This is a genomic window from Pseudomonas sp. LFS074 (assembly GCF_047978165.1).
In the GTDB taxonomy this organism is placed as follows: Bacteria; Pseudomonadota; Gammaproteobacteria; order Pseudomonadales; family Pseudomonadaceae; genus Aquipseudomonas; species Aquipseudomonas putida_P.
Genome location: NZ_JBFPFV010000001.1, coordinates 3,101,432 through 3,124,876, shown reverse-complemented (window position 1 = coordinate 3,124,876; position 23,445 = coordinate 3,101,432). Strand labels below are relative to the sequence as shown.

At 61.7% G+C, this 23,445-nt stretch carries 21 protein-coding genes; 12 read left to right on the top strand and 9 right to left on the bottom strand.

Annotated features, from left to right (window positions below; translation table 11 throughout):
- Positions 1-131: 131 nt before the first annotated feature.
- Positions 132-1,553 carry an undecaprenyl-phosphate glucose phosphotransferase gene (locus tag ACNQP3_RS14300; RefSeq protein ID WP_060494290.1) on the top strand — a complete coding sequence of 474 codons (1,422 nt, stop codon included), beginning with the start codon at positions 132-134 and terminating at the stop codon, positions 1,551-1,553.
- 10 nt (positions 1,554-1,563) lie between these two features.
- Here ACNQP3_RS14300 and ACNQP3_RS14295 read toward each other — a convergent pair whose 3' ends face one another.
- Positions 1,564-2,505 (bottom strand): LysR substrate-binding domain-containing protein, encoded by a 942-nt coding sequence (locus ACNQP3_RS14295; protein ID WP_012272349.1) that lies wholly within the window; start codon positions 2,503-2,505, stop codon positions 1,564-1,566.
- A gap of 146 nt (positions 2,506-2,651) precedes the next feature.
- Between ACNQP3_RS14295 and ACNQP3_RS14290 the strand changes: the two genes are divergently transcribed.
- Complete coding sequence (locus tag ACNQP3_RS14290) at positions 2,652-4,028, top strand: L-serine ammonia-lyase (RefSeq protein ID WP_264317265.1); 1,377 nt, start codon at positions 2,652-2,654, stop codon at positions 4,026-4,028.
- 69 nt (positions 4,029-4,097) lie between these two features.
- Here ACNQP3_RS14290 and ACNQP3_RS14285 read toward each other — a convergent pair whose 3' ends face one another.
- The 4 genes from ACNQP3_RS14285 to ACNQP3_RS14270 all read right to left on the bottom strand — a co-directional run bounded on the left by ACNQP3_RS14285 (position 4,098) and on the right by ACNQP3_RS14270 (position 8,766).
- Positions 4,098-4,775 (bottom strand): DUF3313 domain-containing protein, encoded by a 678-nt coding sequence (locus ACNQP3_RS14285; protein ID WP_264317264.1) that lies wholly within the window; start codon positions 4,773-4,775, stop codon positions 4,098-4,100.
- 169 nt (positions 4,776-4,944) lie between these two features.
- A complete protein-coding gene (locus ACNQP3_RS14280; RefSeq protein ID WP_012272346.1) occupies positions 4,945-6,240 on the bottom strand; it encodes an NAD(P)/FAD-dependent oxidoreductase in 1,296 nt (431 codons plus the stop codon).
- Between the two features lie 13 nt (positions 6,241-6,253).
- Positions 6,254-7,342, bottom strand: a complete 1,089-nt coding sequence (locus tag ACNQP3_RS14275) for a polyamine ABC transporter substrate-binding protein (RefSeq protein WP_060514988.1) — start codon at positions 7,340-7,342, stop codon at positions 6,254-6,256.
- 65 nt (positions 7,343-7,407) lie between these two features.
- Positions 7,408-8,766 carry a glutamine synthetase family protein gene (locus ACNQP3_RS14270; protein WP_012272344.1) on the bottom strand — a complete coding sequence of 453 codons (1,359 nt, stop codon included), beginning with the start codon at positions 8,764-8,766 and terminating at the stop codon, positions 7,408-7,410.
- Positions 8,767-8,949: 183 nt separating this feature from the next.
- Here ACNQP3_RS14270 and ACNQP3_RS14265 point away from each other — a divergent pair, with 183 nt between their 5' ends.
- Positions 8,950-9,849 carry a helix-turn-helix domain-containing protein gene (locus ACNQP3_RS14265; RefSeq protein ID WP_012272343.1) on the top strand — a complete coding sequence of 300 codons (900 nt, stop codon included), beginning with the start codon at positions 8,950-8,952 and terminating at the stop codon, positions 9,847-9,849.
- 59 nt (positions 9,850-9,908) lie between these two features.
- A complete protein-coding gene (locus ACNQP3_RS14260) occupies positions 9,909-11,819 on the top strand; it encodes an AAA family ATPase (protein ID WP_264317263.1) in 1,911 nt (636 codons plus the stop codon).
- 38 nt (positions 11,820-11,857) lie between these two features.
- On the opposite strand, the gene ACNQP3_RS14255 is transcribed toward ACNQP3_RS14260, so the two are convergent.
- Positions 11,858-13,243 (bottom strand): aldehyde dehydrogenase family protein, encoded by a 1,386-nt coding sequence (locus ACNQP3_RS14255; RefSeq protein ID WP_012272341.1) that lies wholly within the window; start codon positions 13,241-13,243, stop codon positions 11,858-11,860.
- A 107-nt stretch (positions 13,244-13,350) separates the two neighbouring features.
- On the opposite strand from ACNQP3_RS14255, the gene ptrR reads away from it, so the two are divergent.
- From ptrR to ACNQP3_RS14235, 4 genes are all read left to right on the top strand, one after another.
- Positions 13,351-14,220: a putrescine utilization regulator PtrR gene (gene ptrR / locus ACNQP3_RS14250; RefSeq protein ID WP_012272340.1), complete on the top strand. Its 870-nt coding sequence runs from the start codon at positions 13,351-13,353 to the stop codon at positions 14,218-14,220.
- Positions 14,221-14,353: 133 nt separating this feature from the next.
- Positions 14,354-14,797 carry a carboxypeptidase regulatory-like domain-containing protein gene (locus ACNQP3_RS14245; RefSeq protein WP_264317262.1) on the top strand — a complete coding sequence of 148 codons (444 nt, stop codon included), beginning with the start codon at positions 14,354-14,356 and terminating at the stop codon, positions 14,795-14,797.
- A 54-nt stretch (positions 14,798-14,851) separates the two neighbouring features.
- Positions 14,852-15,598 (top strand): phytanoyl-CoA dioxygenase family protein, encoded by a 747-nt coding sequence (locus tag ACNQP3_RS14240; RefSeq protein WP_069942667.1) that lies wholly within the window; start codon positions 14,852-14,854, stop codon positions 15,596-15,598.
- Between the two features lie 196 nt (positions 15,599-15,794).
- A complete protein-coding gene (locus tag ACNQP3_RS14235) occupies positions 15,795-16,316 on the top strand; it encodes an acyloxyacyl hydrolase (protein ID WP_012272337.1) in 522 nt (173 codons plus the stop codon).
- A gap of 71 nt (positions 16,317-16,387) precedes the next feature.
- Here ACNQP3_RS14235 and ACNQP3_RS14230 read toward each other — a convergent pair whose 3' ends face one another.
- Positions 16,388-17,278 (bottom strand): universal stress protein, encoded by an 891-nt coding sequence (locus ACNQP3_RS14230; RefSeq protein WP_012272336.1) that lies wholly within the window; start codon positions 17,276-17,278, stop codon positions 16,388-16,390.
- Positions 17,279-17,566: 288 nt separating this feature from the next.
- Between ACNQP3_RS14230 and mntP the strand changes: the two genes are divergently transcribed.
- From mntP to ACNQP3_RS14215, 3 genes are all read left to right on the top strand, one after another.
- Entirely contained in the window at positions 17,567-18,133 is a 567-nt protein-coding gene (mntP, locus tag ACNQP3_RS14225; protein ID WP_264317261.1) for a manganese efflux pump MntP, read from the top strand.
- A 62-nt stretch (positions 18,134-18,195) separates the two neighbouring features.
- Positions 18,196-18,987, top strand: coding sequence for a histidinol-phosphatase (gene hisN, locus ACNQP3_RS14220; protein ID WP_264317260.1), 792 nt, complete (start codon positions 18,196-18,198; stop codon positions 18,985-18,987).
- A gap of 223 nt (positions 18,988-19,210) precedes the next feature.
- The gene (locus ACNQP3_RS14215) at positions 19,211-19,942 is read left to right on the top strand and encodes a hypothetical protein (protein WP_264317259.1); all 732 of its coding nucleotides are present in this window, start codon (positions 19,211-19,213) and stop codon (positions 19,940-19,942) included.
- A 2-nt stretch (positions 19,943-19,944) separates the two neighbouring features.
- On the opposite strand, the gene ACNQP3_RS14210 is transcribed toward ACNQP3_RS14215, so the two are convergent.
- On the bottom strand, positions 19,945-20,829 hold the full coding sequence (locus tag ACNQP3_RS14210; RefSeq protein WP_012272332.1) for an alpha/beta hydrolase: 885 nt from the start codon (positions 20,827-20,829) through the stop codon (positions 19,945-19,947).
- 93 nt (positions 20,830-20,922) lie between these two features.
- A complete protein-coding gene (locus ACNQP3_RS14205; protein ID WP_060493652.1) occupies positions 20,923-21,903 on the bottom strand; it encodes a LysR family transcriptional regulator in 981 nt (326 codons plus the stop codon).
- Between the two features lie 361 nt (positions 21,904-22,264).
- Here ACNQP3_RS14205 and ACNQP3_RS14200 point away from each other — a divergent pair, with 361 nt between their 5' ends.
- The gene (locus ACNQP3_RS14200; protein ID WP_012272330.1) at positions 22,265-23,425 is read left to right on the top strand and encodes a quaternary amine ABC transporter ATP-binding protein; all 1,161 of its coding nucleotides are present in this window, start codon (positions 22,265-22,267) and stop codon (positions 23,423-23,425) included.
- Positions 23,426-23,445 lie beyond the last annotated feature (20 nt).

The window sequence follows — 23,445 nt, the reverse complement described above, 5'->3', positions numbered from 1 at the left end:
GGGTGGCTGCTACAGTGAGATCAATGGCTTGGGGGCCCCGCGAACCTGCTTCACTGGCTTTGCATAAGCTGGTTTCAAGACTTGCTGTTTGATGGAAGGCACTTGCTACGCTCAAATTGATGAGGTCTGAAATGGTTTTCGAACCCAGAAGCAGTCGTTCCTTACTCCAGAGAAGAAGCAGTGTCAGTAACGCCATTCAGGCCGGCCTCGATGGCATTGCCGTGACCGGTATCGCCTGGTACCTGATCTACGACCAGTTCGGCTACATCACCTCCGATTACGTGATCATGCTGCTGTTGCTGATTGGCGCACTGGCCGTGATTTATGATCATTACGCCATTTATCGCACCAACGTGGGGCTTTCGATCAAGGCCTTCCGCCTGTTCAAAGCCTGGTCGGCAACCTTTTGCTTCCTGGTGGTCATGGCCTTCCTGACCAAACAGAGCGAAACCTATTCGCGGCTATTGGTGGGGCAGCTATTCGTCATTGGCTATATCGCCCAGTTGTTTTTGCATTTTGCCGTACGCGAACTGCAAAAACGCTTTAGCGCGCATGCGCGCCTGGACAATGCGCTGATCATTGGCGCCGGCGACCTGGCCAATTTCCTGTACCAGAAGATCAGCAACAACCCCTGGTTTGGCGAGCGGGTGCTAGGTTGTGTACTGATCGACAAGGCCGATGAGCAGGGGCGCGAGAATGCCGAGGGCAAACAGCGCCTGCCAGTGTTGGGGCACATTGCCGACCTCGACGAACTGGTGGCCCAACATGCAATCCGCACCGTGTACCTGGTAACGCCATTGGGCGGCTCTGAAGTCATCAATGACGTGTATTTCAAGTTGCTCGACAAGTGCATTGCGGTCAACTGGGTACCGGATATCTTCTCGTTGCGCCTGATCAACCACAGCGTGCGGGAAATTGCCGGCATTCCGGTGCTGACCTTGTCGGAAACGCCGCTGACGGGCATGAGTCTGTTCTTGAAAAACCTCGAGGACCGGGTGCTGGCAGCCTTGATTCTGCTGTTCGCATCACCGGTGCTGTTGGCGGTTGCGTTGGCTATCAAGCTCGACAGCCGCGGCCCGGTGTTCTTCCGCCAGGAACGCACCGGTTGGACAGGGGAATCATTCCGTATCTGGAAATTTCGCAGCATGCACGTTCACCAGCCAGAGAATGGCGAGGTCAAACAGGCGCAGAAAAACGACCCACGGCTCACGCGTATTGGCGCGTTCATCCGCCGTACCAGCCTGGATGAACTGCCGCAGTTGTTCAATGTGCTGACCGGGGAAATGTCGCTGGTCGGGCCCAGGCCACATGCCTTGCAGCACGACACCTTGTATTCGCAGGATATCGTCGACTACTTTGCCCGCCACAACATCAAGCCCGGCATGACAGGCCTGGCGCAGGTGCGCGGGTTCAGAGGGGAGACCAAAGACATCGAGCAAATGATCCAGCGGGTGGACTCGGACATCGAGTACATCAACAACTGGTCGTTGTGGCTGGACTTCGTGATCCTGGTGCGCACGCTCAATGCGTTCACAGGTAAACAGGCCTATTGAACCTGTTGGGCTATTCCTTGTTCAGCGGATGCAGCTCCCTGAACACACGCGCTTCCTCCACCAGCCAGTCATGCACTGCCCGCGCGCCTGGCTGGTTCAAGCCACCTGGCGGGTAATGCACCACATAACGCTTGTGGTTGGCGATTGGCACACCAAACGGCACGATCAAAGCGCCGCGCTCCAGTTCGTCGTTGAGTAGCGTGCGCCGGGCGATCGCTACGCCGATGCCGGCAATCGCGGCCTCGATGGTCAGGTGGTTGCGGTTGAAGGTATGCCCACGCCGCACATCCAGCCCGACGGCGCCAATGCCTTCCAGATAGAACTCCCACTCGGCATATTCCGAACTACCGCGCCAGGCAGTGATGTCGTGCAGCAGCGGGTAGTGCGCCAGATCGGCGGGCCCGTGTAACGGCGGGCGCCCGCGCAACAGCATGGGTGAGCACACCGGGAAGATCTGCTCGTCCAGCAGTGGCGTCGAGAGCATGCCGGGGTAACTGCCATCGTTCAGGTCGATGGCCAGGTCGAAGTCACCCGGGGTCAGCGCCTGGGCGCTGTCTTCGGCTACCAGACGCAGTTCGATATCCGGGTAACGCTGTTGAAAACGCGGTAAGCGAGGCGTGAGCCATTTGGCCAGGAATGAGGGGATTGAACGGACGCGCAACGTGCCGCGAATTTCTCCTGCGTCCAGCCGCAGCAGCTCGGCCTCGATGCTGCCATAGGCCTCGGCCACAGTCTGGGCGAGGCGTTGCCCCTCGGCGCTCAGTTCCACGCCCCGCGCTCGACGCAGAAACAGCCGATAGCCCAGGCGTTCTTCCAGCTGACGCATCTGCTGGCTGACCGCGCCCGGGGTGATGTGCAGTTCTTCGGCGCAGCGGGTGAAGGATAGGTGCCGGGCTGCGCAGGCGAATACATGCAGCCAGACGAACATCTGACCATTGAGTTGTCGTCGCATCGTTTAGTACCACTAAAGCCTTGCTTAGAAAGTTTCGTTGGTCATCCGTGAGTCAGCGCGTCAGTATCGCGCAAAATCGCAATATCGCTCAATTTCTTCAGACAACCGTACTGTGGATGCATATCAGGGTACGGTCAGGCATTAGCATGGCTATCAGTGTTTTCGACCTTTTCAAAATCGGCATCGGGCCGTCCAGTTCTCACACCGTCGGCCCGATGCGGGCGGCCGCTACCTTTGCCCAGGCCCTGCGCGAGCAGGGGCTGCTGGCGCGGGTAACGCGCGTGGAGGTGCGGCTGTATGGCTCGCTGTCGGCGACCGGGGTTGGCCATGCCACCGACCGTGCGTGCCTGCTTGGCCTGATGGGCCAGTGGCCAGACCGCATCGACCCAGCCACTATCGAATCGCGTATAGGCCAGGCCCTGCAGGAGCACTGCCTGATGCTCGATGGCAGCCATCCGCTGGCCTTCGAATATGGCCGTGACATGCTGCTGCTCGACGAGAACCTGCCTTATCACCCCAATGCCATGAGCCTGGAGGCCATGGACGGGCAGGGTAGCCTGTTGTGCCAGACGTATTATTCGGTGGGCGGCGGTTTCATCGTCGAGCAGGCCGAGATCGATGCGCCGGCAGGCGAAACGAATGCAGTGCGACTACCCTATGAGTTCGACAGTGGCGCCCAATTGCTGGCTTTGTGCAAGGGCCATGACCTGAGCGTGGCGCAACTGATGATGGCCAACGAATGCGCCTGGCGCCCGGAGGCCGAGGTCCGGGAAGGGTTACTGCGCATCTGGGCGGCCATGCGTGAGTGCGTGGCGAACGGTCTGCGCAATGAGGGCATCCTGCCAGGCGGCTTGCACGTCAAGCGTCGCGCCGCGCGGCTGCACCGCAGCCTGCAGGAACTTGGCAAGCCCAACGTGATTGGCTCGACCCTTGGCGCCATGGAATGGGTCAACCTGTTCGCCCTGGCGGTCAATGAAGAGAATGCCGCCGGTGGGCGTATGGTTACCGCGCCCACCAACGGTGCCGCCGGTATTATCCCGGCGGTATTGCACTACTACATGAAGTTCAATCCCAACGCCTGCGACGCTGATGTCGTGGACTTCCTGCTTGGCGCAGCGGCAGTCGGCATCTTGTGCAAGAAGAATGCATCGATCTCCGGTGCCGAAGTGGGTTGCCAGGGGGAGGTCGGCTCAGCCTGCTCGATGGCCGCTGCTGGCCTGGCGCAGGTGCTGGGGGCTACGCTGCCGCAACTGGAAAATGCGGCCGAGATTGCCCTGGAGCACAACCTTGGGCTGACCTGCGACCCGGTGGGCGGCCTGGTGCAGGTGCCGTGCATCGAGCGCAATGCGATTGCTGCAGTCAAAGCGATCAACGCTGTACAGATGGCGCTGCGGGGAGATGGCGAGCACTTCATCTCGCTCGACAGGGTCATCCGCACCATGCGTGATACCGGTGCGGATATGCATGCCAATTACAAGGAAACCTCGCGCGGCGGTTTGGCTGTTGCGTTTGTTGAGTGCTGAGTTTTAACGCAGTCGCTTGCAGGCGTGCTCCTGCAAGCGACCGCATTGAACAACCGGGTCAAAACCGCATCAGCGAGCTTTCTGCTTCGCCGCCAGGAAGCTCGCACGCATGTCCTTGGCCCAGCCATCGAGCACTGGCTTGACATCATTCAAGGTCAGCTTCTGGGTATCGTTTTCCAGCTCCTGGCCGGTACCTTTGCGTACCACCTGGGCCAGTACCTTCTGGCTGGCACCATCGAGGAATGCTGCTTCCACGCCGACATCCACCTCCTGATCACGGCCACCCATGGCGGTGTTCACCCCCGCCGAAATCAGCGCGATAGGGATCACCTCGTACGGCTTGAGTCCCTCGTTGCTGGTAGACACCGCGGTGATTGCAGGGCGCACCACGATCACCCCGGGGCCTGGCCCCTTGGCCAAGGGCACTACGCTACCCATTTCACGGCGCAGAGCTTCATTGAAGTAGCGGGTGATCTCCTGCAAGGTCTGCTGCGAGATCACCGCTGTCGGCTGCGGCTTGGGGTAGAACTGGCTGGGCTCGATGAACACCTGGCTGTACTGGTTGACGTTGACCTTGGGGTCGATCCAGCGCATTACCGGGTCACCCGACGGGCTCTTGGCCTCCTGCAGCCGGCTGTAATCCTTGAGGAAGCCGGAGTAATCCTTGGGGTCCACGCGATTGCTGGAGCAAGCGGCCACCGCAAGCAGGGCGGCGCACAACAGGGTAATGCGATGCAGTGATTTCATGATGAAGAGGCATCCTTGAGAGGTCGGCCTCAACAACGCTAGCAGGTGCGTGACAGTTGGCCAGTGGGTTTAATCCCAAGTGCTCGTCTTGGATCATCTGGTGCCTGGAAGACCGAGCGCCGCCCGCGCGGCGCTCGATCTCCCGGGCGCCGCAAAATCCACCCCGAACTCACCCCAGCGCTTCGCGCAACCGGTACCACAGCATGCCCAGTGCCAGCAACGGCGAGCGCAATGCCTTGCCGCCAGGGAAGGTGAGGTGCGGCACGGCGCTGAACACATCCAGGCCGTGGCTGTGACCAAGGGCGATGCTTTCTGCCAGCAGCTTCGCTGTCCAGTGCGTCACGTTCAGCCCGTGCCCGGAATAGCCCTGGGCGTAATAGACGTTGGGGTGCTGGTTCAGGCGCCCGACCTGGGGGAAACGGTTGGCGGTGATGCCGATCATGCCACCCCATTGGTAGTCGATGCGCACGTTGGCCAGTTGCGGGAATACCTTCAACACCTTGGGCCGCATGTACGCGGCAATGTCCTTGGGGTCACGCCCGGAATAGTGGCAGGCCCCGCCAAACAGCAGGCGCCGGTCGGCGGTGAGGCGGTAGTAGTCCAGGCCGACCTTCTGGTCGCACAGCGCCATGTTCTGCGGGATCAGGCTGCTGGCCAAAGCTTCGGGCAAGGGCTCGGTGGCCACTACATAGCTGCCGGCCGGCAGCACCTTGCCGCTCAGGCGCGGCTCCAGCTCGTCGAGGTGGGCGTTGCAGCCCAGCACCAGGCTGCTGGCGCGCACCTTGCCACGGGCGGTGTGCAGGGTCACGCTGGGGCCGTGCTCGATGCGCAGTACCGGGCTTTGTTCGAAGATGCGCACCCCCAGGCTGTGGGCTGCGCGGGCTTCGCCCTGGACCAGATCAAGTGGGTGCAGGTGGCCCGAGCCCATGTCCACCAAGCCGCCAGCGTACTGGTCGCTGGCAACGACCTCGTTCAGTTGCGCAGCACCGACCAGGCGGGTTTCATGGCGATAGCCCAGGGCGGCCAGGTCGTCCTGCTCATCCTTGAAGGCGGCGAACTGCGCCGCTGTGTTGGCCAGCTCGCAAAAGCCCCAGCGCAGGTCGCAGTCAATGCCATAGTGGGCGATACGGTCGGCCACCAGCTCCACCGAATCGATGCCGGCCTGCTTGAGGTAGCGCACACCGTCCTGGCCGACATGCCGGGCAAAGCCGCTGACATCATGGCCAATACCGCGAATCAGCTGGCCGCCATTGCGACCACTGGCGCCCCAGCCGATGCGCCGGCCTTCCAGCAGCACCACCGAGAGGCCGCGCTCGGCCAGCTCCAGGGCCGTATTGACCCCGGTCAGCCCGCCGCCCACCACGCACACGTCGGCTGTCAATTCGCCGTCCAGGCTAGGGTAGGGTGCCGCGTCGCGCGCCGTGGCGGCGTAGTACGAAGCGGTGTGTTGGTTGTTCAAAGGCATGGGCGTTCTCGACTCAGCGGTTGGACTTGATCTTGCTCCAGGAACGGGTCATGACGCGCATGATCTTCGGGCTCGGGGTGCTGGAGATGTACAGTTTGTCCAGCACCTCCTGGGGTGGGTAGATTTCGGGGTTGTTCACCAGCGATGCATCCATGTAGGCGTTGGCGTCCGGGTTGGCGTTGGCATAACCGACCGTGGCGCTGACCTTGGCAATCACCTTGGGGTCGAGCAGGTAGTTGATGAACGCCAGGGCTTGCTCGGGGTTGTTGGCGTCCTTGGGGATGGCCAGCAGGTCGAACCACAGGTTGCTGCCTTCCTTGGGAATGCTGTAGGCCACCTTCACGCCGTTTTTCGCCTCCACAGCGCGGTTGGCGGCCTGGAACACGTCGCCGGAGTAGCCGAACGCCACGCAGACATCACCGTTGGCCAGGTCGGAGACGTACTTGGAGGAATGGAAGTAGGTGATATAGGGGCGCAGTTCGAGTAGACGGGCCTCGGCCTTTGCATAGTCGCCCGGTTTTTCGCTGCGTGGGTCCATGCCCAGGTAGTTGAGGATGGCCGGGAACAGTTCGTCGGGCGAGTCCATGAATGCCACGCCACACTGCTTGAGCTTTTTCAGGTTTTCCGGCTCGAACAGCACCGCCCACGAATCGATATGGTCCACACCCAGGGCTGCCTTGACCTTGTCGACGTTGTAGCCAATGCCATTGGTGCCCCACAGATAGGGTACGGCGTACTGGTTGCCGGGGTCATTCTGTTCAAGCTGCTTGAGCAGCTTGGGGTCCAGGTGCTGCCAGTTCGGCAGCTTGCTGCGGTCCAGCGGCAGGAAGGCACCGGCCTGGGCCTGGCGGGCGAGGAAGTGGTTGGACGGCACCACCACGTCATAGCCGGTGCGCCCGGCCAGCAGTTTGCCTTCCAGGGTTTCGTTGGAGTCGAACACGTCATAGACCACCTTGATTCCGCTGCTGGCCTGGAAGTCGGCCAGGGTGGTGTCACCGATGTAGTCGGTCCAGTTGTACACGCTTACCGAAGGGGTGGCGTGGGTGGTGGTGGCGAACAGCAGGGTGAATGCGGCGGGGATCAGGGCTTGCAGATGACGCATGGGGACACCTCGTTGGTCTTGTTCTTCGAGTTAGGTGCAGGGGGCTGCAAAGCCCCCATGGTGGATCAGACGCTCAGCATCAGGAATTCACGCTCCCACGAGCTGATCACACGCTTGTAGTTTTCGTGCTCGGCCCGTTTGACCGCCACGTAGCCCTGGACGAACTGCTTGCCCAGGTACTGCTGTACGGTCTCGCAGTCTTCCATGTGCTGCAGCGCGTCCTCGATGGTGATCGGCAGGCGCAGGTTGCGCCGTTCATAGGCGCGGCCCTGTACCGGCGCGCTCGGGTCGATCCGCTCCACCATGCCCAGGTAGCCGCACAGCAGGCTAGCGGCGATGGCCAGGTACGGGTTGGCATCGGCGCCTGGCAGGCGGTTTTCCACGCGCATCGCCTCGGGGCTGGACGTGGGCACGCGCAAGCCGGCGGTGCGGTTTTCTTCACCCCACTCGACGTTGACCGGCGCCGAAGTGTCCGGCAGGAAACGGCGGAACGAGTTGACGTTGGGCGCGAACATCGGCAGCAGTTTGGGGATGTACTTCTGCAGGCCACCGATGTGGTGCAGGAACAGCTGGCTCATGCTGCCGTCTTCGTTGGCGAAGACCGGTTTGCCGGTGGCGATGTCGACCACGCTCTGGTGCAGGTGCATGGCACTGCCCGGTTCGTCGGTGATCGGCTTGGCCATGAACGTGGCGGCCACGTTGTGCTTGAGTGCCGCCTCGCGCATGGTGCGCTTGAACACGGTGATCTGGTCCGCCAGGTCCAGCGCGTCGCCGTGGCGGAAGTTGATCTCCATTTGCGCCGGGCCGTCTTCGTGGATCAGCGTGTCCAGGTCCAGGCCCTGGATCTCGCACCAGTCGTAGACGTCTTCGAACAACGGGTCGAATTCGTTGGCGGCATCGATCGAGAACGACTGGCGGCCGCTTTCGGCACGACCGGAACGCCCCAGTGGCACCTGCAGTGGCAAATCCGGGTCTTCGCAGCGCTTGGTCAGGTAGAACTCCATCTCTGGTGCGACAATCGGCTGCCAGCCCTTGTCGGCGTAGAGCTTGAGGACCTTCTTCAATACGTTGCGCGGCGACAGCTCGATCGGGTTGCCTTGTTTGTCGAAGGTGTCGTGGATCACGATCGCGGTCGGCTCGATGGCCCACGGGATCTGGTACACGGCGGTCGGGTCGGGGCGGCAGACCATGTCGATGTCGGCAGCGTCGAGCAGGTTGTAGTAGATGTCATCGTCAACGTAGTCGCCGGTGACCGTCTGCAACAGCACGCTTTCAGGCAGGCGCATGCCGCGCTCGTGGAGGAACTTGGCGGTGGGCGCGATCTTGCCGCGGGCAATGCCGGTCAGGTCGCTGATCACGCATTCGACTTCGGTGATCCGGTGTTCTTTCAGCCAGGTGGACAGCTGATCGAAGGGGGCGTTCATACAGACCTCTTGGTTGGGTTTTAGTGTGGGAGCCACTTCGCTGACGAAAGTCGTTACACGGTTTCGAAGGCGCTGCGCTTCCCAGGTGACGCGCTGGAGACTATCTTGGTCGCAGCCCCCCGGGGCAATCTATCCACTTTCTCCGGTATCGAATGCACCAAAAGAGTGCATACAGGAAGATGCGTGACAATCGCCAATGCGTTGCAGGTCCAGGCTTTCCACACCACCGACGTCACCGAACAAGTGCGCGCCACCCCTGGGTGGCAGCAGCAGTACCGGCAGATGTCACCGGGGCATTTCAGCGGTGAGCTGCGTTGCCTGGGGCTCGATGGCGTGGAGGTGTACGAAGAGCGGCTCAACACCCGGGTGGAGCAGTTTTTCCGTGCGCCAACGGGTTCGCTGGCGTTCTGCTTCGACCGCAGCGAGAACAGCCTGTACCTGCTGAACGAACAAAGCCGCAATATCTGGATCACACCGGAGAACTACCAGGAGGTGGCGGTCGTGTTCGACCAGGCCTTCCTGGCCCGCCATGGGCTGGACCCGCAGCGCCTGGAAGGGTTGTTCATGGTGCCGCTGGGCAGCGGCCAGAATGCACTGTTCGGCAGTTGGCTGAGCGCAACGCTGACCCGGTTGGGCGAGGCCGATTGCCCGCTGCAGGGGCAGGCCCTGGCAGAACAACTGCTCGAAGACTGCTTGTTCATACTCGACAACGCCTGCCAGCGCTTGCAGGGCGTGGCTTTGGGGCGGCGTGACGAGGAGCGGGCGATCATGCGGCGGGTCAGCGAATGGGCGGCCGACTGCCCGGAGGAGACGCTGAACCTGGTGGAGTTGGCTGAGGTGGCCGGGGTTTCATTGCGCCAGTTGCAGCAGGCCTTCAAAGCGTTCACCGGTATGCCGCCTGCGCACTGGTTACGGTTACGCCGGCTCAATGGTGCGCGGCGTGATCTCTTGCGCGGGGGTGGGGTGACGGTGGCCGAGGTAGCAATGCGTTGGTCGTTTTGGCATTTGGGAAGGTTTTCAGAGAGTTACAGGCAACTGTTCAAGGAGTTTCCCAGCGAGACGTTGAAGCGGGGCAGGGGTTAAAACCAGCATTCCTCACTGAAAGTTGCTATCGTGCCGCCCTGTTTCCACCCGAGGTGCCGATGTTCTACCTGCCTTTGCCCAGCGACCAGGCCGACCGCCTCGCCAACGCGCCTGACAGCGACTTCTTCACTACTGCCAGCATGCTTGATGCCGCTGCGGTACTGTTTATCCAAAATCTGCCACGCCAGCCCGCCACCGCCTCGGCCGACGCGCAGGAGCGCCGTTTTGCCGAAATCGTGCGCATCGCCAACGAAGTCGAAGGCGTCGCGCCTGGGCGATTCCAAGGTCAGGTGGCGCAGCATTTCGATCATGAGGCGTTCGCCATGGGCCTGGGTATGCTCGGCGAAAATGGCATTGCGCTGCTGTCGGCCGAAGTGGCGTATCAGGCAGTCGAGCTGCTCGATGGCGAGGGCCAGTGGAACTTCCAGTTCGCCGACAGCTACCGCCAGCGTGTCACCCCGCTGCATCCGGTGCACCTGCCGTCGTTGGCCAACGACCTGATGCTCAGCGACCAGCAGAACCGTCTGCTGCGTGAGTTCCTAAGTGGCGTCGACGAATCGGTGGCCGTGCAAGGCTTCGCCGGCACCGGCAAGACCTTTCTGATTCACCAGTTCGCCCGCCTGCTGGAGCCACAGCGCACGTTGCTGCTGGCACTGACCGAAGGCCAGTTGCGCGCCCTGCAGGCGCGGGTCAAGGACGCTTCGGCGTACACCGCGCTGACCTTCGGCCAGCTGGCCGACGAGCTGCTCAACCGCGACCTCACCAGCAACGGCTGGCGCCTGCGTGACCCTTATCGCACCAAACTGTCATGGCGCCCGCAGGACGCGCAGGTGGTGCGCTGGCTGGCCATCCCCGACATAGGGCCGCTCGCTGCGCGTGATGTGGTCGCCTTGTGCATCCGCGCCGTGCGCACGTTCTGCCACAGTGCCGATACCCAGTTGCAGTTGCACCATTTGCCCTGGGCCGGGCCGGGCACCTCGCCGCTGGATCAAGAGGTGCTGCTGGAAAAGGCCCGTTTGTACTGGCAGGAGCTGATTCGTCCGTCGGCGCGGGACATCCAGCTGCCGGTGCGTGACTATCACCGGGTGAAACTGTTGTCGCTGACGGATCATGTGATTGACAGCCGCTACACCCACGTCATCGTCGATGAGGCCCATGAGCTGTCTGCACCGATGCTTGCCGTGCTCGATCGCAGCCCGCAGTCGATCATTGCCCTGGGTGACGAACTGCAGAACCTCAACGGCCTCAGCCCGCATCATGGCAGCTTCATCCGCCAGCGCTGCATCGACCATTCGCTGCGCGCCGGGCCGGCAATGGACAACGTGCTCAACCCGCTGATCCAGGCGCACCCTGCCGCGATTCAGGCGGCCTTCAGTGGCAGCGCCGAGCATTACACCCGGGTCAGTTTCTTCGATACGGTGACAGTGCCGCAGCAGCCCACGGCGCTGATCGTCGACGACGAATGGGGCCTGTTTGGCTGGTTCCAGCGCCTGACGCATCAGGGCGTGCCGTTCATCTTGCTGAAAAGCGCACGTAAGGACTTCGAACTGTTCGTCGAGGACTGTATCGAGCTGTACCGCTACGGCACTCGGGCGCGCCATCCAATGCTGTTCCGTTATCCCAGCTGGCAGGCGTTGGAGCAGGACAAGGGTGACGACAAAGCGTTTCTCGCGGTGGCCAGCATGCTGCGCAAGGGCTATACACCGGAGCACTTCGCCAAGGCCAAGAGCCGTTACCGCTGGGACAAGGCGCCGAAATTGTTCCTGGGCCGGGTGCGGGATGTGAAGAACATGGAGTTTGCCCGGGTGATGGTGTCGCCAGAGCTGATGGTCGCGCCCCAGGTGGCCGGGAACCGCAATGAGCGGGCGCGGATGCTGGCGGGTTTGTATACCGCCTGTTCACGGGCGCGGCATGAATTGATCGTGCCGGGAGGGATGCTGGACTGGGTCAAGGACCAGGTTCGGGATTGAAGCAGTTGGGGCCGCGAACCAGCCCCAATGCCTTTGAATCAGTTACGGTCCAGCCACACGGTCTGGGCATTGGTGAACTCACGCACACCAAAGTGCGACAGTTCACGGCCGAAACCGCTCTTCTTCACGCCACCAAACGCCACACGGGGGTCGGAGGCGCAGTAGCCGTTGATGAACACGCCACCGGTATCCAGCGCGGCGGTCATGCGCTCGGCCAACCCATAGTCGGCGGTGTAGATGGTCGATGCCAGGCCAAACTCGCTGTCGTTGGCCAGTTCCACTGCATGGTCGGCATCGCGTGCGGTGATGATCGCCGCCACCGGGCCGAACAGCTCCTGCTTGAATGCGGTCATGTCCGGGGTAACGTTGGCGAACACCGTGGGGGCGTAGAAGTTGGCCACGCCTTCGACCTTGTTGCCGCCCAGCAGCAGGGTGGCGCCTTCGGCCAGCGTCGCCTGGACCTGGCCATCCAGCTCGTCGCGCAAGTCATAGCGGGCCATCGGGCCGATGTAGGTGTCGTCTTCAAGCGGATTGCCGACTTTCAGCTGGCGCGTGGCTTCTACGAACTTTTGCGTGAATTGCTCGACAATGCTTGCTTCCACGATCAGGCGCTTGGCGGCAGCACAGACCTGGCCGGTATTCTGGTAGCGGCCGATCACCGCAGCCTTGACGGCAGCATCCAGGTCGGCGTCAGCCAGCACGATGAACGGGTCGGACCCCCCCAGCTCCAGCACGCACTTCTTCAGTGCTGCGCCGGCCTGGGCGCCAATCGCCATGCCGGCACGAACGCTGCCGGTCAGGGTCACAGCGGCGATACGCGGGTCGTTGATGGCGCGGGTGACGCCATCCGGGGTCACGTTCAGCACTTCGAACACGCCCTCCGGCAGGCCGGCGTCCTTGAACAGCTCACCCATAAGGTAAGCGCTGCCCATCACGTTCGGGGCGTGCTTGAGCACGTAGGTGTTGCCCGCCAGAATCGCCGGCACGGCGCCGCGCAGTACCTGCCAAACCGGGAAGTTCCACGGCATCACCGCCAGGATGGGGCCGAGTGGGCGGTATTCGATACGGGCTTTTTCCACCTGGGTTGGCTCGGCGGCAAGCATGGCTGGGCCGTGTTCGGCGTACCAGCGGCACAGGCCTACGCATTTGCTGACTTCACCGCGTGCCTGGGCAATCGGCTTGCCGATTTCGCGGCTGATCATTTGCGCGAAGGCTTCGGCCTTGGTTTCGAGGGTGCTGGCCAGGGCGAGCAAATACTCGCTGCGCTGACCCAGCGACACCTGGCGCCACTGGCGGTAGCCAACCTTGGCACGTTGCAGCGCCGCTTCCAGTGCGGCGTCGGTGTCGAATGGGTAGGCGCCGATCTGCTCGCCGCTGTACGGGTCGAGGGAGATGGCGTGGGTCAGGCTGCTGATCGCGCTCATGGCGGGACACTCTCGTTGTTGTTAATCAATGACGCCAGACTAGTGGGCTATGGCTTTAATGAAAACTGAATAATAATGAGCGAAACATTCACGTTTGGAGAAAGGCTGTGGACCTGGTGCAACTGGAGATCTTCAAAGCCGTGGCAGAGCAGGGCAGCATCAGCGCTGCCGCGCAGCACATCCATCGGGTGCCGTCGAACCTGACCACGCGCATCAAGCAGCTGGAAGAAGACCTGGGCGTGGAGCTGTTCATTCGCGAGAAGAGCCGCCTGCGCCTGTCGCCTGCAGGCTGGAACTTCCTCGAATACACGCGCCGCATTCTGGACCTCGTACACGAGGCGCGGCTGACCGTAGCAGGTGAAGACCCACAGGGCACCTTTGCTCTGGGCTCGCTGGAAAGTACCGCAGCGGTGCGTATTCCGGCCTTGCTGGCGGCGTACAACCAACGCTACCCCAAGGTTGACCTGGACCTGTCCACCGGGCCTTCCGGGACCATGCTCGAAGGCGTGTTGTCTGGCCGCTTGGTGGCCGCGTTCGTCGACGGCCCGGTGCTGCACCCGACGCTGGAGGGCATACCGGTCTTTGAGGAAGAGATGATGGTGATCGCCCCGTTGAACCATGCACCCGTAACCCGCGCCCAGGACGTAAACGGCGAAAGCATCTACGCCTTCCGTGCCAACTGTTCGTACCGTCATCATTTCGAAAGCTGGTTCGTGCAGGACCAGGCAGTGCCGGGCAAGATCCACGAGATGGAGTCCTACCACGGCATGCTGGCCTGCGTCAGCGCCGGTGCCGGCCTGGCCATGATGCCACGCAGCATGCTCGACAACATGCCCGGGTGCAGCACCGTCAGCGCCTGGCCGATGTCGGAGGACTTCCGCTACCTGAAAACCTGGCTGGTATGGCGCCGAGGCACAGTATCGCGCAGTTTGAGCATGTTCGTGAAACTACTAGAGGAAGGGCGCACAACCAATTGATAAACAGCTAAATTTACGTTTATTTGATGGCTTAGTGCCGAATATCACGATGACGACCATGCATCAGCACGAACACCACCCCCCTGAGAGGATCAGATAATAGGTAAGCCATCCTCTAAAGGAGGGTCGTACCATGCGTAACCATCACTATGCACTCGGCGCCGCGTTGCTGTTAACCCTGGCCTTGCCATGGACCCTGGCTGCCGCCGCCGATCTCAATGCCCCCATCGACATGCAGGCCGTGCAGTTGCAACCGCAGGAACAGAACGGCGTGCATTACTTGCAAGGCGGTATCGGCCAGGATGAGGCCAATGCGCTGCGCAAGACATCTGGTTATGACCTGCATGTGGAGCTTTCCACTGGCGCGGAAGGCAAATTCCAGAGCGGGGCTTCAGTCGATATCCAGAACGCAAAAGGCCAGCCTGTACTGAGCATCACGGATGCCGGGCCGCTGCTGTATGTGCAGTTGCCTCCTGGCAAGTACAAGATCATGGGCAACGCCCAGGGTGAGACGGTGCAGCAATTGGTGACCGTGAATGGCAAAGCCCCCACAACCGTGAACCTGAACTGGCGTTGATGGATAAACGGGCGGGAGTACAAATGTGCTCCCGTCATGGCGGAGCACATCGTCATGAACCTGGACCTTCAGCTGGAGATGTTGGACGAGCGGGGCTATGTGCTGCTCCCCGGTGTGCTCGAACCCCTGCGCATCGCCTTGTTGCGCTGCGCCATCGATGACCTGCAGCCGATTCACTGGGACTACCAGGGGCTGCTGGAACACTACAAGTGTGTGTTCAACCGCAACCCGTTGTGGTTGCCCTTTCTCGACCTGCCGCCTGTGATAGCCCTGGCTGAAGCGGCGCTGGGCGCTGATTGCCATCTGATCGGGCAAACTGCCTGGCGCAGCCATCCGGGTTACCCGGGCATGGCCTTGCACCTGGATTATCTGCCCATGCAGTTGCCTGATTGGCTAAGCGCGCAAGGCGACTTCACCCAACCCGCACAAATCCTCACTGCGCAGCTGTACCTCAGCGACATCGACCACGGCATCGGCCCGACCTGCATCGTACCCGGCAGCCACCGCGCGGCGCGGCCACCCCAGGCGGGGGAAGATCACTGGCAGGGGCGTGAAGCACAGGCCGTGTTGTGCAAGGCGGGCGATGCACTGGTGTTTCGCAGCGACGTCTGGCACAGCGCCGGGCCCAATTGCAGCCAGGCTCGCGAGCGCGACATGCTGCAGGTGCACTATGGCCGGCGCATGGTCGCGCAGAAGTTCTCGCCGTACTTGAACTGGCGCTTCAACCCGCAGGTGCTGGAGGAAGCCACGCCTCGGCAAAGGCGTTTGCTGGGTGAGCATGAAGAGGCGGAATACGACTGAAGTGCTGTGCACGGCAAGGCACATCTTAAGCAAGCGATTTAGCCAATAGTGGCAATACACTTTCAACTTTCTGATTATCTGGACAATAATCAAAAAACTATTACTTCGTGTGACCGGTCTGGATGCGCCGGTCCACCCTAAAAGATCGAGGGGCCTAAGCCCCCGCTTGCCGTGTAGACCATCAGGAGAGTCGTTGATGAAAACCCGTCTCGCAGCTTCGCTGGCCGCTGCAGTGCTGGCCTTTGCAGGGGCCAACCTGGCCCAGGCCGCGCAGGTATCCGGTGCCGTGGGCGCCACTAGCCAAGGCGACATGACCTACCGTATCGGCCTGTCGTTCGACTGGGACAAGAAATGGCTGGAAAGCAGTACCGGTTACGTGACCGGTTACTGGGATGCCGCCTACACCTATTGGGAGGGCGGTGACGCCAGTGGCGCGCACTCGCTGTCATTCAGCCCGGTGTTCACGTACGAGTTCAGCGGTTTCACCTACACACCGTACATCGAGGCTGGTATTGGCCTGGCGGCGTTTTCCAAGACCGACGTGGGCGACCAGCGCCTGGGCTCGTCGGTCAACTTCGAAGACCGCATCGGTTTTGGTCTGAAGTTGCCGGGCGAGCAAAAAGTCGGGATCCGCGCGATGCACTACTCCAACGCTGGGCTCAAGCAGCCTAACGACGGGATCGAGTCGTACTCGCTGTTCTACAGCAAGGGTTTCTGACACAAGATAGGAGCAGCCTTGCGCTGCTCCTATTCATTCCCGCGAAGAGATCGGTTCAGGCACACTCGCATTCAGCGTAAGGCCTTGATTGCCAGCACGTTACACAGCGGATGCTCCAGCACATGCGCCGTGGTCCCACCCAGGAACGTCTGCATCGCGTCATGCCGGTGGCTGCCCATCACGATCACATCGGCCCGGCTGTGGCCGACGAACTGAGCAATGGCCTTGATCGCTGCGCCCTCCAGGAAATGCCTGCGTTCCAGCGGGATCTGATGATGGTCGCCCAGGCGGTTGAACGCTGCTCGCTGCGCAGTGCGCACGCTGCCCTCGAAGCCGGGCATGGTCACCGTGCCAGCACCGAAGTCGGCAATGTGGGTCTTGGCCGCGTCGCACACATGCAACAGGTGCAGCTCGGCGTTGCATTGCAGGGCCAGGGCGTGCGCGCAGTGGATTACCTGCTCGTCCAGGTGCTCGCCTGCGCCATGGCTGTTCAGGTCCACCGCGGCGGCGACTTGCCGGGGCAGGGGCAGGCGGATGTCGCTGACCAGGTGCACGGCGACCGGGCTGTCCTTGAGCAACTGCCAGTCCAGTGGCGTGACCAGCAGGCGTTTGAGCACCGGTTCGTGCTGTACGTCCTTGACCAGCAGGTCGCAGCCCAGCCGTTCGACCCGCTCCAGCACGCAGCCTAGTGGGTCGCGGGTCAACAACAGCTCGGTGGACACGTCGAGGCCGGCGTTGCCCAGTTGCTCGGCCTCGTCCGCCAGCCATTGGCGGTTGTCGCTGAGCAGCCGCTCACGCTCGCGACCATCGCTCATCAAGCCAAAGGTGTCGACGTCGTCGACGATCACATTGATATCCAGCAGAGCACCACTGGATTCCGCCAGCGCCGCTGCGCGTTGCAGCGCTGGCGTGTGGCGCATTTGCGGGCCGAGCATGACGAACAGACGCTTGAACTGGCTCATCTCACACCTCCACGTGTGGCAGCCCCCCGGTCACCTGGTTCTGTTCAGTCTAGTCCTGTGTGGCCGGTAAAGCCGTTCACGCTTTTTTCACCTGGGGCTGTTATCATCGCCGCACTCTTTGGGGAGTAGCCTGCCTTCGCACCCAAGCGAAGGCGCACCGGTCAACATATTTGGCAACCTGCCATGGCCTGTGCATCCAGCTGGATTGGCGAGACCAACGACCTTTCTGTAGCCAAGCCGGGCCTGCAGGGAGCTGTCGTTGACTCGTAGCCCGGCGGAGCCTGATCGTTGAATCCCATTTCCCTCGTTTTCCTTGCCTTCGCCATGTCCACGGATGCCTTCGCGGCCGCCATCGGCAAAGGTTCCAGCCTGCACAAACCCCGTTTGGCCGAAGCCCTGCGCACCGGCCTGATCTTTGGTGTCATCGAAGCCATAACCCCGATCATTGGCTGGCTGCTGGGCCAGGCGGCTAGCCAGTACGTTGAACAATGGGACCACTGGATTGCCTTCTTCCTGCTGCTGTTACTGGGTGCGCACATGGTGCACGCCGGCCTGAAACCGGATGAAGAAGAGGAAGAAAAGCAAAGCCAGCACTCTTTCTGGATTTTGGCGGTGACGGCGGTGGCGACCAGCATCGATGCCCTGGCGGTGGGCATTGGCCTGGCGTTCGTCGATGTGAACATCTGGGTGGCGGCTGCGGCGATCGGCCTGGCGACCATGACCATGGTCACCCTCGGCACCATGCTGGGGCGGGCCCTGGGTTCGGTGGTGGGCAAGCGTGCCGAGATCATCGGCGGCATCGTGCTGATGCTGGTGGGCGCGACCATCCTGTATGAGCACCTGACGGCTGTTTGAGTGCGGCTGGCACGGCGTGTCGGGTATGATGCTGGCCCCATCATTGTCACGAGGCCTGCCCCATGTCCCTGAGCGCTGAACAGATCGGCGAATTCCGTACCTTCGCCGAGCAGTTGGCCGATGCTGCCGCTGTGGCGATCAAGCCGTACTTTCGCGCCAGCCTGGATGTCGAGGACAAGGGCGGGCGCCTGTACGACCCGGTGACGGTTGCCGACAAGGCCGCCGAGGACGCCATGCGCGAGTTGATCCAGGCGCGTTACCCCGAGCATGGCATCCTTGGCGAAGAAGCTGGCGTGGCCGTCGGCAGCAGCCCGCTGACCTGGGTGCTCGACCCGATCGACGGCACCCGCGCCTTCATCACCGGCCTGCCGCTGTGGGGCACGCTGATTGCCCTTAACGACGGCACGCGCCCGGTGGTTGGGGTGATGAACCAGCCGTTCACCGGCGAGCGCTTTGTCGGCACCCCCGAAGGCGCCTGGCGCAGTGGCACGCCCTTGCAGACCCGTGCCTGTGCCGACCTGGCTTTGGCCACGCTGATGTGCACCACGCCAGACATGTTCGACACCGCCGAGCGCAAGGCCGCGTTCGAGGCCGTTGCCGGCAAGGCGCGGTTGATGCGTTATGGTGGCGACTGCTACGCGTACTGCATGCTGGCCTCGGGCTTTGTCGACGTGATCGTCGAGGCCAGCCTGCAGCCGTATGACGTACAGGCGCTGATGCCGATCATCGAAGGGGCGGGTGGGGTCATTACGGCCTGGGATGGCAGCTCGGCGCAGAACGGTGGTTGCGTCGTAGCCTGTGGTGACCCGGCGCTGCATGCGCAGGTGGTGGAGATGTTGCGTCACGCCATGTGATGGGTGTGTCTCCTATACGGGCCTTTTCGCGGGTAAACCCGCTCCCACAAGTGGGGCACAGTTTTCAAAACTAGTGCTGAACCTGTGGTAGCGGGTTTACCCGCGAAGAGCCCTTACAGGATACTGCTTTCCTGATCACCGCACTTTTTCCAATTTCCGGGCTCTATGCTTGGCCAGGCTGCTCTGATCCCCAGAGCAGCCGCCGTATATTGACCCGGTGCCGATGGTTGCAAGACACCCCAAATTCTTCCCCCGCCTGCTGCTGGCCGGCGCCCTTGCGGGCCTTTGTGCCTGCACGCCGGAACAGGGCCGCGATATGGTCAGCCAGTTCGGCAATGGCAAACCCAGCGAGCTGTTCCAGACCAGCGTCGACCGCCTGGCCACGTTGTCGATGCGCGACAATTTGCAAAGCCTGTACCTGCTGATGAACAAGCTGTACCTGCGCAACCCGAACCAGTGGAAGATGTCGGGCTACGTCGACGCCGCCACTGCCGAGCGCCAGATCCGCATCGCCATCGAGCAGCGCCGGCCGCTGCCGCAACTGGGCAACCGACGCGACCTGGCGGCATTGAGCTACGCCCTTAGCCCCGAGTTTCGCGGCGACCGCGTCGGCGCCTTCATCTACGCCATCGGCAGCATGCTGATCACCGCGCACGGCGGGCGTACCGAGTTCTACATGACCGACACCATCGACCCGCTGTTCATCAACAACGCTGCGCGCAATATCGAAAAGGCGACGTGGATGCTCAGCCAGCGACAGGACGCCAATGGGGTGCTGCTGTTGTTCTCCAACGAAATCTCGGAGGAGGGCAGCAACCTGAGTTTTGCCGTGGAGTTCGGCAAGATCGTCGCGCGGCTGGATTTGCTGGCCGAGCTGCTGGATGAGCGGTATCGGCGGATTGGCTTGAATTATGCGCAGAGCCTGTTGCTGATGAACTTTCTGCCGGTGCAGTAACTTCAGAGCAGCGCTTGTATGGCGCGTTTATAGCGCTGCCCGGCCAGGCTCATGCTGTTGTTATGGGTTGCCCCGGGCACCAGCAGCAATGTCTTGGGCTGGTGGGCTGCTTCATACAATTGCTGGCTGAAACGCGCTGGCACGAATCGGTCATCCAGGCCGTGTACCAGCAGCACAGGCAGGCCAACCCCCTTGATCTTGTCCAGCGAGTCGAACTTTTGCGACATCAACCAGCGCACTGGCAAGGAGGTATTGGCCACTGCCGCCGCGACATCGCCCAGTGAAGTGAAGGTCGACTCCAGGATTAACCCGCGTGCCGGCACACTGGCACCGTTGTTCTGTGATTCGCGTGTCAGCTCACTGGCCAGTTCCACCGCCACCGCGCCCCCCAAAGAATGGCCGAAGATCAGGCGTTTGCCGGCATCTGGCTGCAGCTGGGCGAAGCGCTCCCAGGCAATGCGTGCATCTTCGTAGACCGTGGCCTCGGAAGGTAGGTCGCCACGGCTTCGGCCAAAGCCACGATAATCCACGGCCAACACCGAATAACCCATGGCATGCAGCTGTTCTATGCGGAACAACTGGCCGGTAAGGTTCCAGCGCACGCCGTGTAGGTAAAGGATGGCCGGCGCGTTGGCGCGTTTGGCCGGCCACCACCAGGCGTGCAGGCTCTGGTTATCGCTGAAGCTGTGCGGGCGCAGGTCGAGTTCCTGCACGCCGCTGGGCAGCCCGCGAAACCAACTGGCTTGGCCAGGCTCGATGCGGAACACCAGCTCGCGCTCCTTGTACTGCAGCACGGCGCAGCTGGTGGGCAGGCCGATGACCAGCAGAATGGCGCACACCCAGGGGAGCCAGCGGCGGCGCAGGTGGGTGACGAAGAGAGTAGGCATGTGGGCTTTCTAGCAGAAGCACTGTGCTGGGTGTCGAAAAAGTGACGGGATGGCAGGTTGGTTTGGTTGCAAGCTGTTTCCGAAAGCGCAGGGTTACCGATTACCCAACGACTCCAACAACGGCTGAAACTCGTCCAGCAACCAGTCCCGCAAGCGCAGGCAGCTGGCCTCATGCTCCTTGTCTTCATTGAATGCCAGGAAGTGAAAGGTGTCCTTGAGCACCAGTTCTTCTGCCACTGGCCTTACCAGCATCCCCTGTGCCACCAGCGACTCGACCAAGTGATGCCAGCCCAACGCCACGCCCTGGCCGCCAAGGGCCAGTTGCACCAACAGGTTGTAGTCGTTGGCATTGAAGAAATGCGGTGCGGTACTGGCGCGGCTTTTCAGGTCGACGTCATGGAAGGCCAGCCACACATTCCAGTCCACATGTTCGGCGACTTGCGAGCGGCCGTAGGGGCTGAGGTTCAGCAAGGTACCATCGCGCAACCCTTTAAGGGTTCCTACCTCCGGGTGCTGCGCCAAATACTGCGGCGTGCACACTGGGTAGATCACGTCATGGTTGAGCGGGTGCGAGCTATAGCCCGCCTGCACCTTGCCCAACTTGGTGATGTAGATGTCCGGGCGCACCCCGGGCTCCATCGACAGAAAGTTCTGGGTGGTTACCAGGTTGATGTCGATGTCCGGGTGCTCGGCGAAGAACTTCGGCATGCGCGGCCCCATCCACAAGGCGGCAAAGGCCGGTGAACAGCACAGGGTGACTACCTGCTTGGTATTGGTGTTGCTGCGGATACGCTCGGCCGCCTGGGAGATGTTGACGAACGATAACTGCACCGCATCGAAGAAGATCGAACCGGCCACGGTCAACTCCACCGCACGGCCCACACGGGTGAACAACTCGGCGCCCAGGTAGGTCTCCAGCTCGCGGATTTGCCGGCTGACTGCAGCCTGGGTGACGCACAGCGCCTCGGCGGCACGGGTGAAGTTCTGGTACTTGGCGGCGGCGACGAAGACTTTGACCGCACGCAGCGAGGGCATCTTGATCAGCGTCTGATCGGGTTCGGAGTGTCTGACCATGGGTAGCGGGGAGGTCCTTCATCTAGCCAATCACGCCACTCTAGCCTGTTCCTCGCCAACAGGTAAATGTGCGGGCGGCTCTACCTACGGCCTCAGCGCCCGATTGATAACTTCAGGTAATGGTTAGCGCCATACAAATGTCGTTGGACCCGCTCTGGCGCTGGGCCTAACGTTAACGCCACGGCGCGACATTCGAGACATCGATGTCGGATAACTTTTTGAAGCAGGACATTCTGCGTGCCGGTTTTGACTCACGTTCGAATTTGAACGGACTGCCAAGCGTACTCGCACTGATCGCTACCCGCCTTATTGAAAGTGCGATGTTGATTGATTGGTTAATAAGCATAATAAAGAGGGTCGTATGAGCCATGCCGATGAGATTCTTTCGGTAAACAACATCTTCAAGGTGTTCGGTCCCAACCCGAACATGGCCATGGAGATGCTCCGCAAGGGCGCCGACAAGAACGAAATCTTCAGCAAGACCGGCCACGTTGTCGGCGTGTTCGATGCAAGCTTTTCCGTCAAGCGTGGCGAGATTTTCGTCATCATGGGCCTCTCGGGCTCGGGCAAGTCGACCATGGTGCGGCTGTTCAACCGCCTGATCGAACCCACTTCCGGCAGCATTCACCTCAACGGCAAGGAAATTACCGGTCTTTCAGACAAAGCCTTGCTGGATGTGCGCCGCAAGGAAATGGGCATGGTGTTTCAGTCCTTCGCGTTGATGCCGCATATGAGCGTGCTTGAGAACACCGCCTTCGGCCTGGAAATTGCCGGTGTGCCGGAAGCCGAACGCCACAGCCGCGCCCGTGAAGCCTTGAGCCAGGTTGGCTTGGCCGGTCACGAGAACAGTTACCCGCACCAGTTGTCTGGTGGCATGCAGCAGCGTGTGGGCCTGGCCCGGGCGTTAGCCAACGACCCGGCGATCTTGCTGATGGACGAGGCGTTTTCCGCACTCGACCCGCTGATCCGCAGCGAGATGCAGGGCGAACTGATCCGCCTGCAGGCTGAGCAACAACGCACCATCATCTTCATTTCCCATGACATCGAAGAAGCCATCCGCATCGGCCATCGCATTGCGATCATGGAAGGTGGCCGTGTGGTGCAGATCGGCACCCCACAAGAGCTGATCAACCAGCCGGCCAACGACTACGTGCGTACTTTCTTCAAGAGCTTCGACAGCTCGCGGGTGCTCAAGGCCGGCGATGTGGCCAGGTTCGACCCGGCCGTGGTGTGCAAGGTCAATGGCAAGGCGCCGAGCTTCCAGGCCGGCGTGCCGTTTGGCTACCTGGTCGACGAGCGCGGGCAGTTGCTGGGCGTGGTCGACACCGACGTCAACGGCGCCACTGCCAGTGACCGCTACAGCCTGCACGAACAGCGCCCGGTGTACACCGACACGCCGCTGCACGAAGTCCTCGGGATTGCTGCCGACCTGCCGTACCCGGTGCCGGTGCTCGACCGTCAGGGCGCCTTCAAGGGCACGCTGTCGAAGAACGAGCTGCTGCAGACCCTGAGCCGCAACTAATCCAAGAAGCGCCCGTAGCG

What these genes read in the sequence shown, in the direction of transcription:
- ACNQP3_RS14300 (WP_060494290.1), top strand. Translation starts at nt 132, where the DNA reads ATGGTTTTCGAACCCAGAAGCAGTCGTTCCTTACTCCAGAGAAGAAGC.
- ACNQP3_RS14295 (WP_012272349.1), bottom strand. Translation starts at nt 2,505, where the DNA reads ATGCGACGACAACTCAATGGTCAGATGTTCGTCTGGCTGCATGTATTC.
- ACNQP3_RS14290 (WP_264317265.1), top strand. Translation starts at nt 2,652, where the DNA reads ATGGCTATCAGTGTTTTCGACCTTTTCAAAATCGGCATCGGGCCGTCC.
- ACNQP3_RS14285 (WP_264317264.1), bottom strand. Translation starts at nt 4,775, where the DNA reads ATGAAATCACTGCATCGCATTACCCTGTTGTGCGCCGCCCTGCTTGCG.
- ACNQP3_RS14280 (WP_012272346.1), bottom strand. Translation starts at nt 6,240, where the DNA reads ATGCCTTTGAACAACCAACACACCGCTTCGTACTACGCCGCCACGGCG.
- ACNQP3_RS14275 (WP_060514988.1), bottom strand. Translation starts at nt 7,342, where the DNA reads ATGCGTCATCTGCAAGCCCTGATCCCCGCCGCATTCACCCTGCTGTTC.
- ACNQP3_RS14270 (WP_012272344.1), bottom strand. Translation starts at nt 8,766, where the DNA reads ATGAACGCCCCCTTCGATCAGCTGTCCACCTGGCTGAAAGAACACCGG.
- ACNQP3_RS14260 (WP_264317263.1), top strand. Translation starts at nt 9,909, where the DNA reads ATGTTCTACCTGCCTTTGCCCAGCGACCAGGCCGACCGCCTCGCCAAC.
- ACNQP3_RS14255 (WP_012272341.1), bottom strand. Translation starts at nt 13,243, where the DNA reads ATGAGCGCGATCAGCAGCCTGACCCACGCCATCTCCCTCGACCCGTAC.
- ACNQP3_RS14245 (WP_264317262.1), top strand. Translation starts at nt 14,354, where the DNA reads ATGCGTAACCATCACTATGCACTCGGCGCCGCGTTGCTGTTAACCCTG.
- ACNQP3_RS14240 (WP_069942667.1), top strand. Translation starts at nt 14,852, where the DNA reads ATGAACCTGGACCTTCAGCTGGAGATGTTGGACGAGCGGGGCTATGTG.
- ACNQP3_RS14235 (WP_012272337.1), top strand. Translation starts at nt 15,795, where the DNA reads ATGAAAACCCGTCTCGCAGCTTCGCTGGCCGCTGCAGTGCTGGCCTTT.
- ACNQP3_RS14230 (WP_012272336.1), bottom strand. Translation starts at nt 17,278, where the DNA reads ATGAGCCAGTTCAAGCGTCTGTTCGTCATGCTCGGCCCGCAAATGCGC.
- hisN (WP_264317260.1), top strand. Translation starts at nt 18,196, where the DNA reads ATGTCCCTGAGCGCTGAACAGATCGGCGAATTCCGTACCTTCGCCGAG.
- ACNQP3_RS14215 (WP_264317259.1), top strand. Translation starts at nt 19,211, where the DNA reads ATGGTTGCAAGACACCCCAAATTCTTCCCCCGCCTGCTGCTGGCCGGC.
- ACNQP3_RS14210 (WP_012272332.1), bottom strand. Translation starts at nt 20,829, where the DNA reads ATGCCTACTCTCTTCGTCACCCACCTGCGCCGCCGCTGGCTCCCCTGG.
- ACNQP3_RS14205 (WP_060493652.1), bottom strand. Translation starts at nt 21,903, where the DNA reads ATGGTCAGACACTCCGAACCCGATCAGACGCTGATCAAGATGCCCTCG.
- ACNQP3_RS14200 (WP_012272330.1), top strand. Translation starts at nt 22,265, where the DNA reads ATGAGCCATGCCGATGAGATTCTTTCGGTAAACAACATCTTCAAGGTG.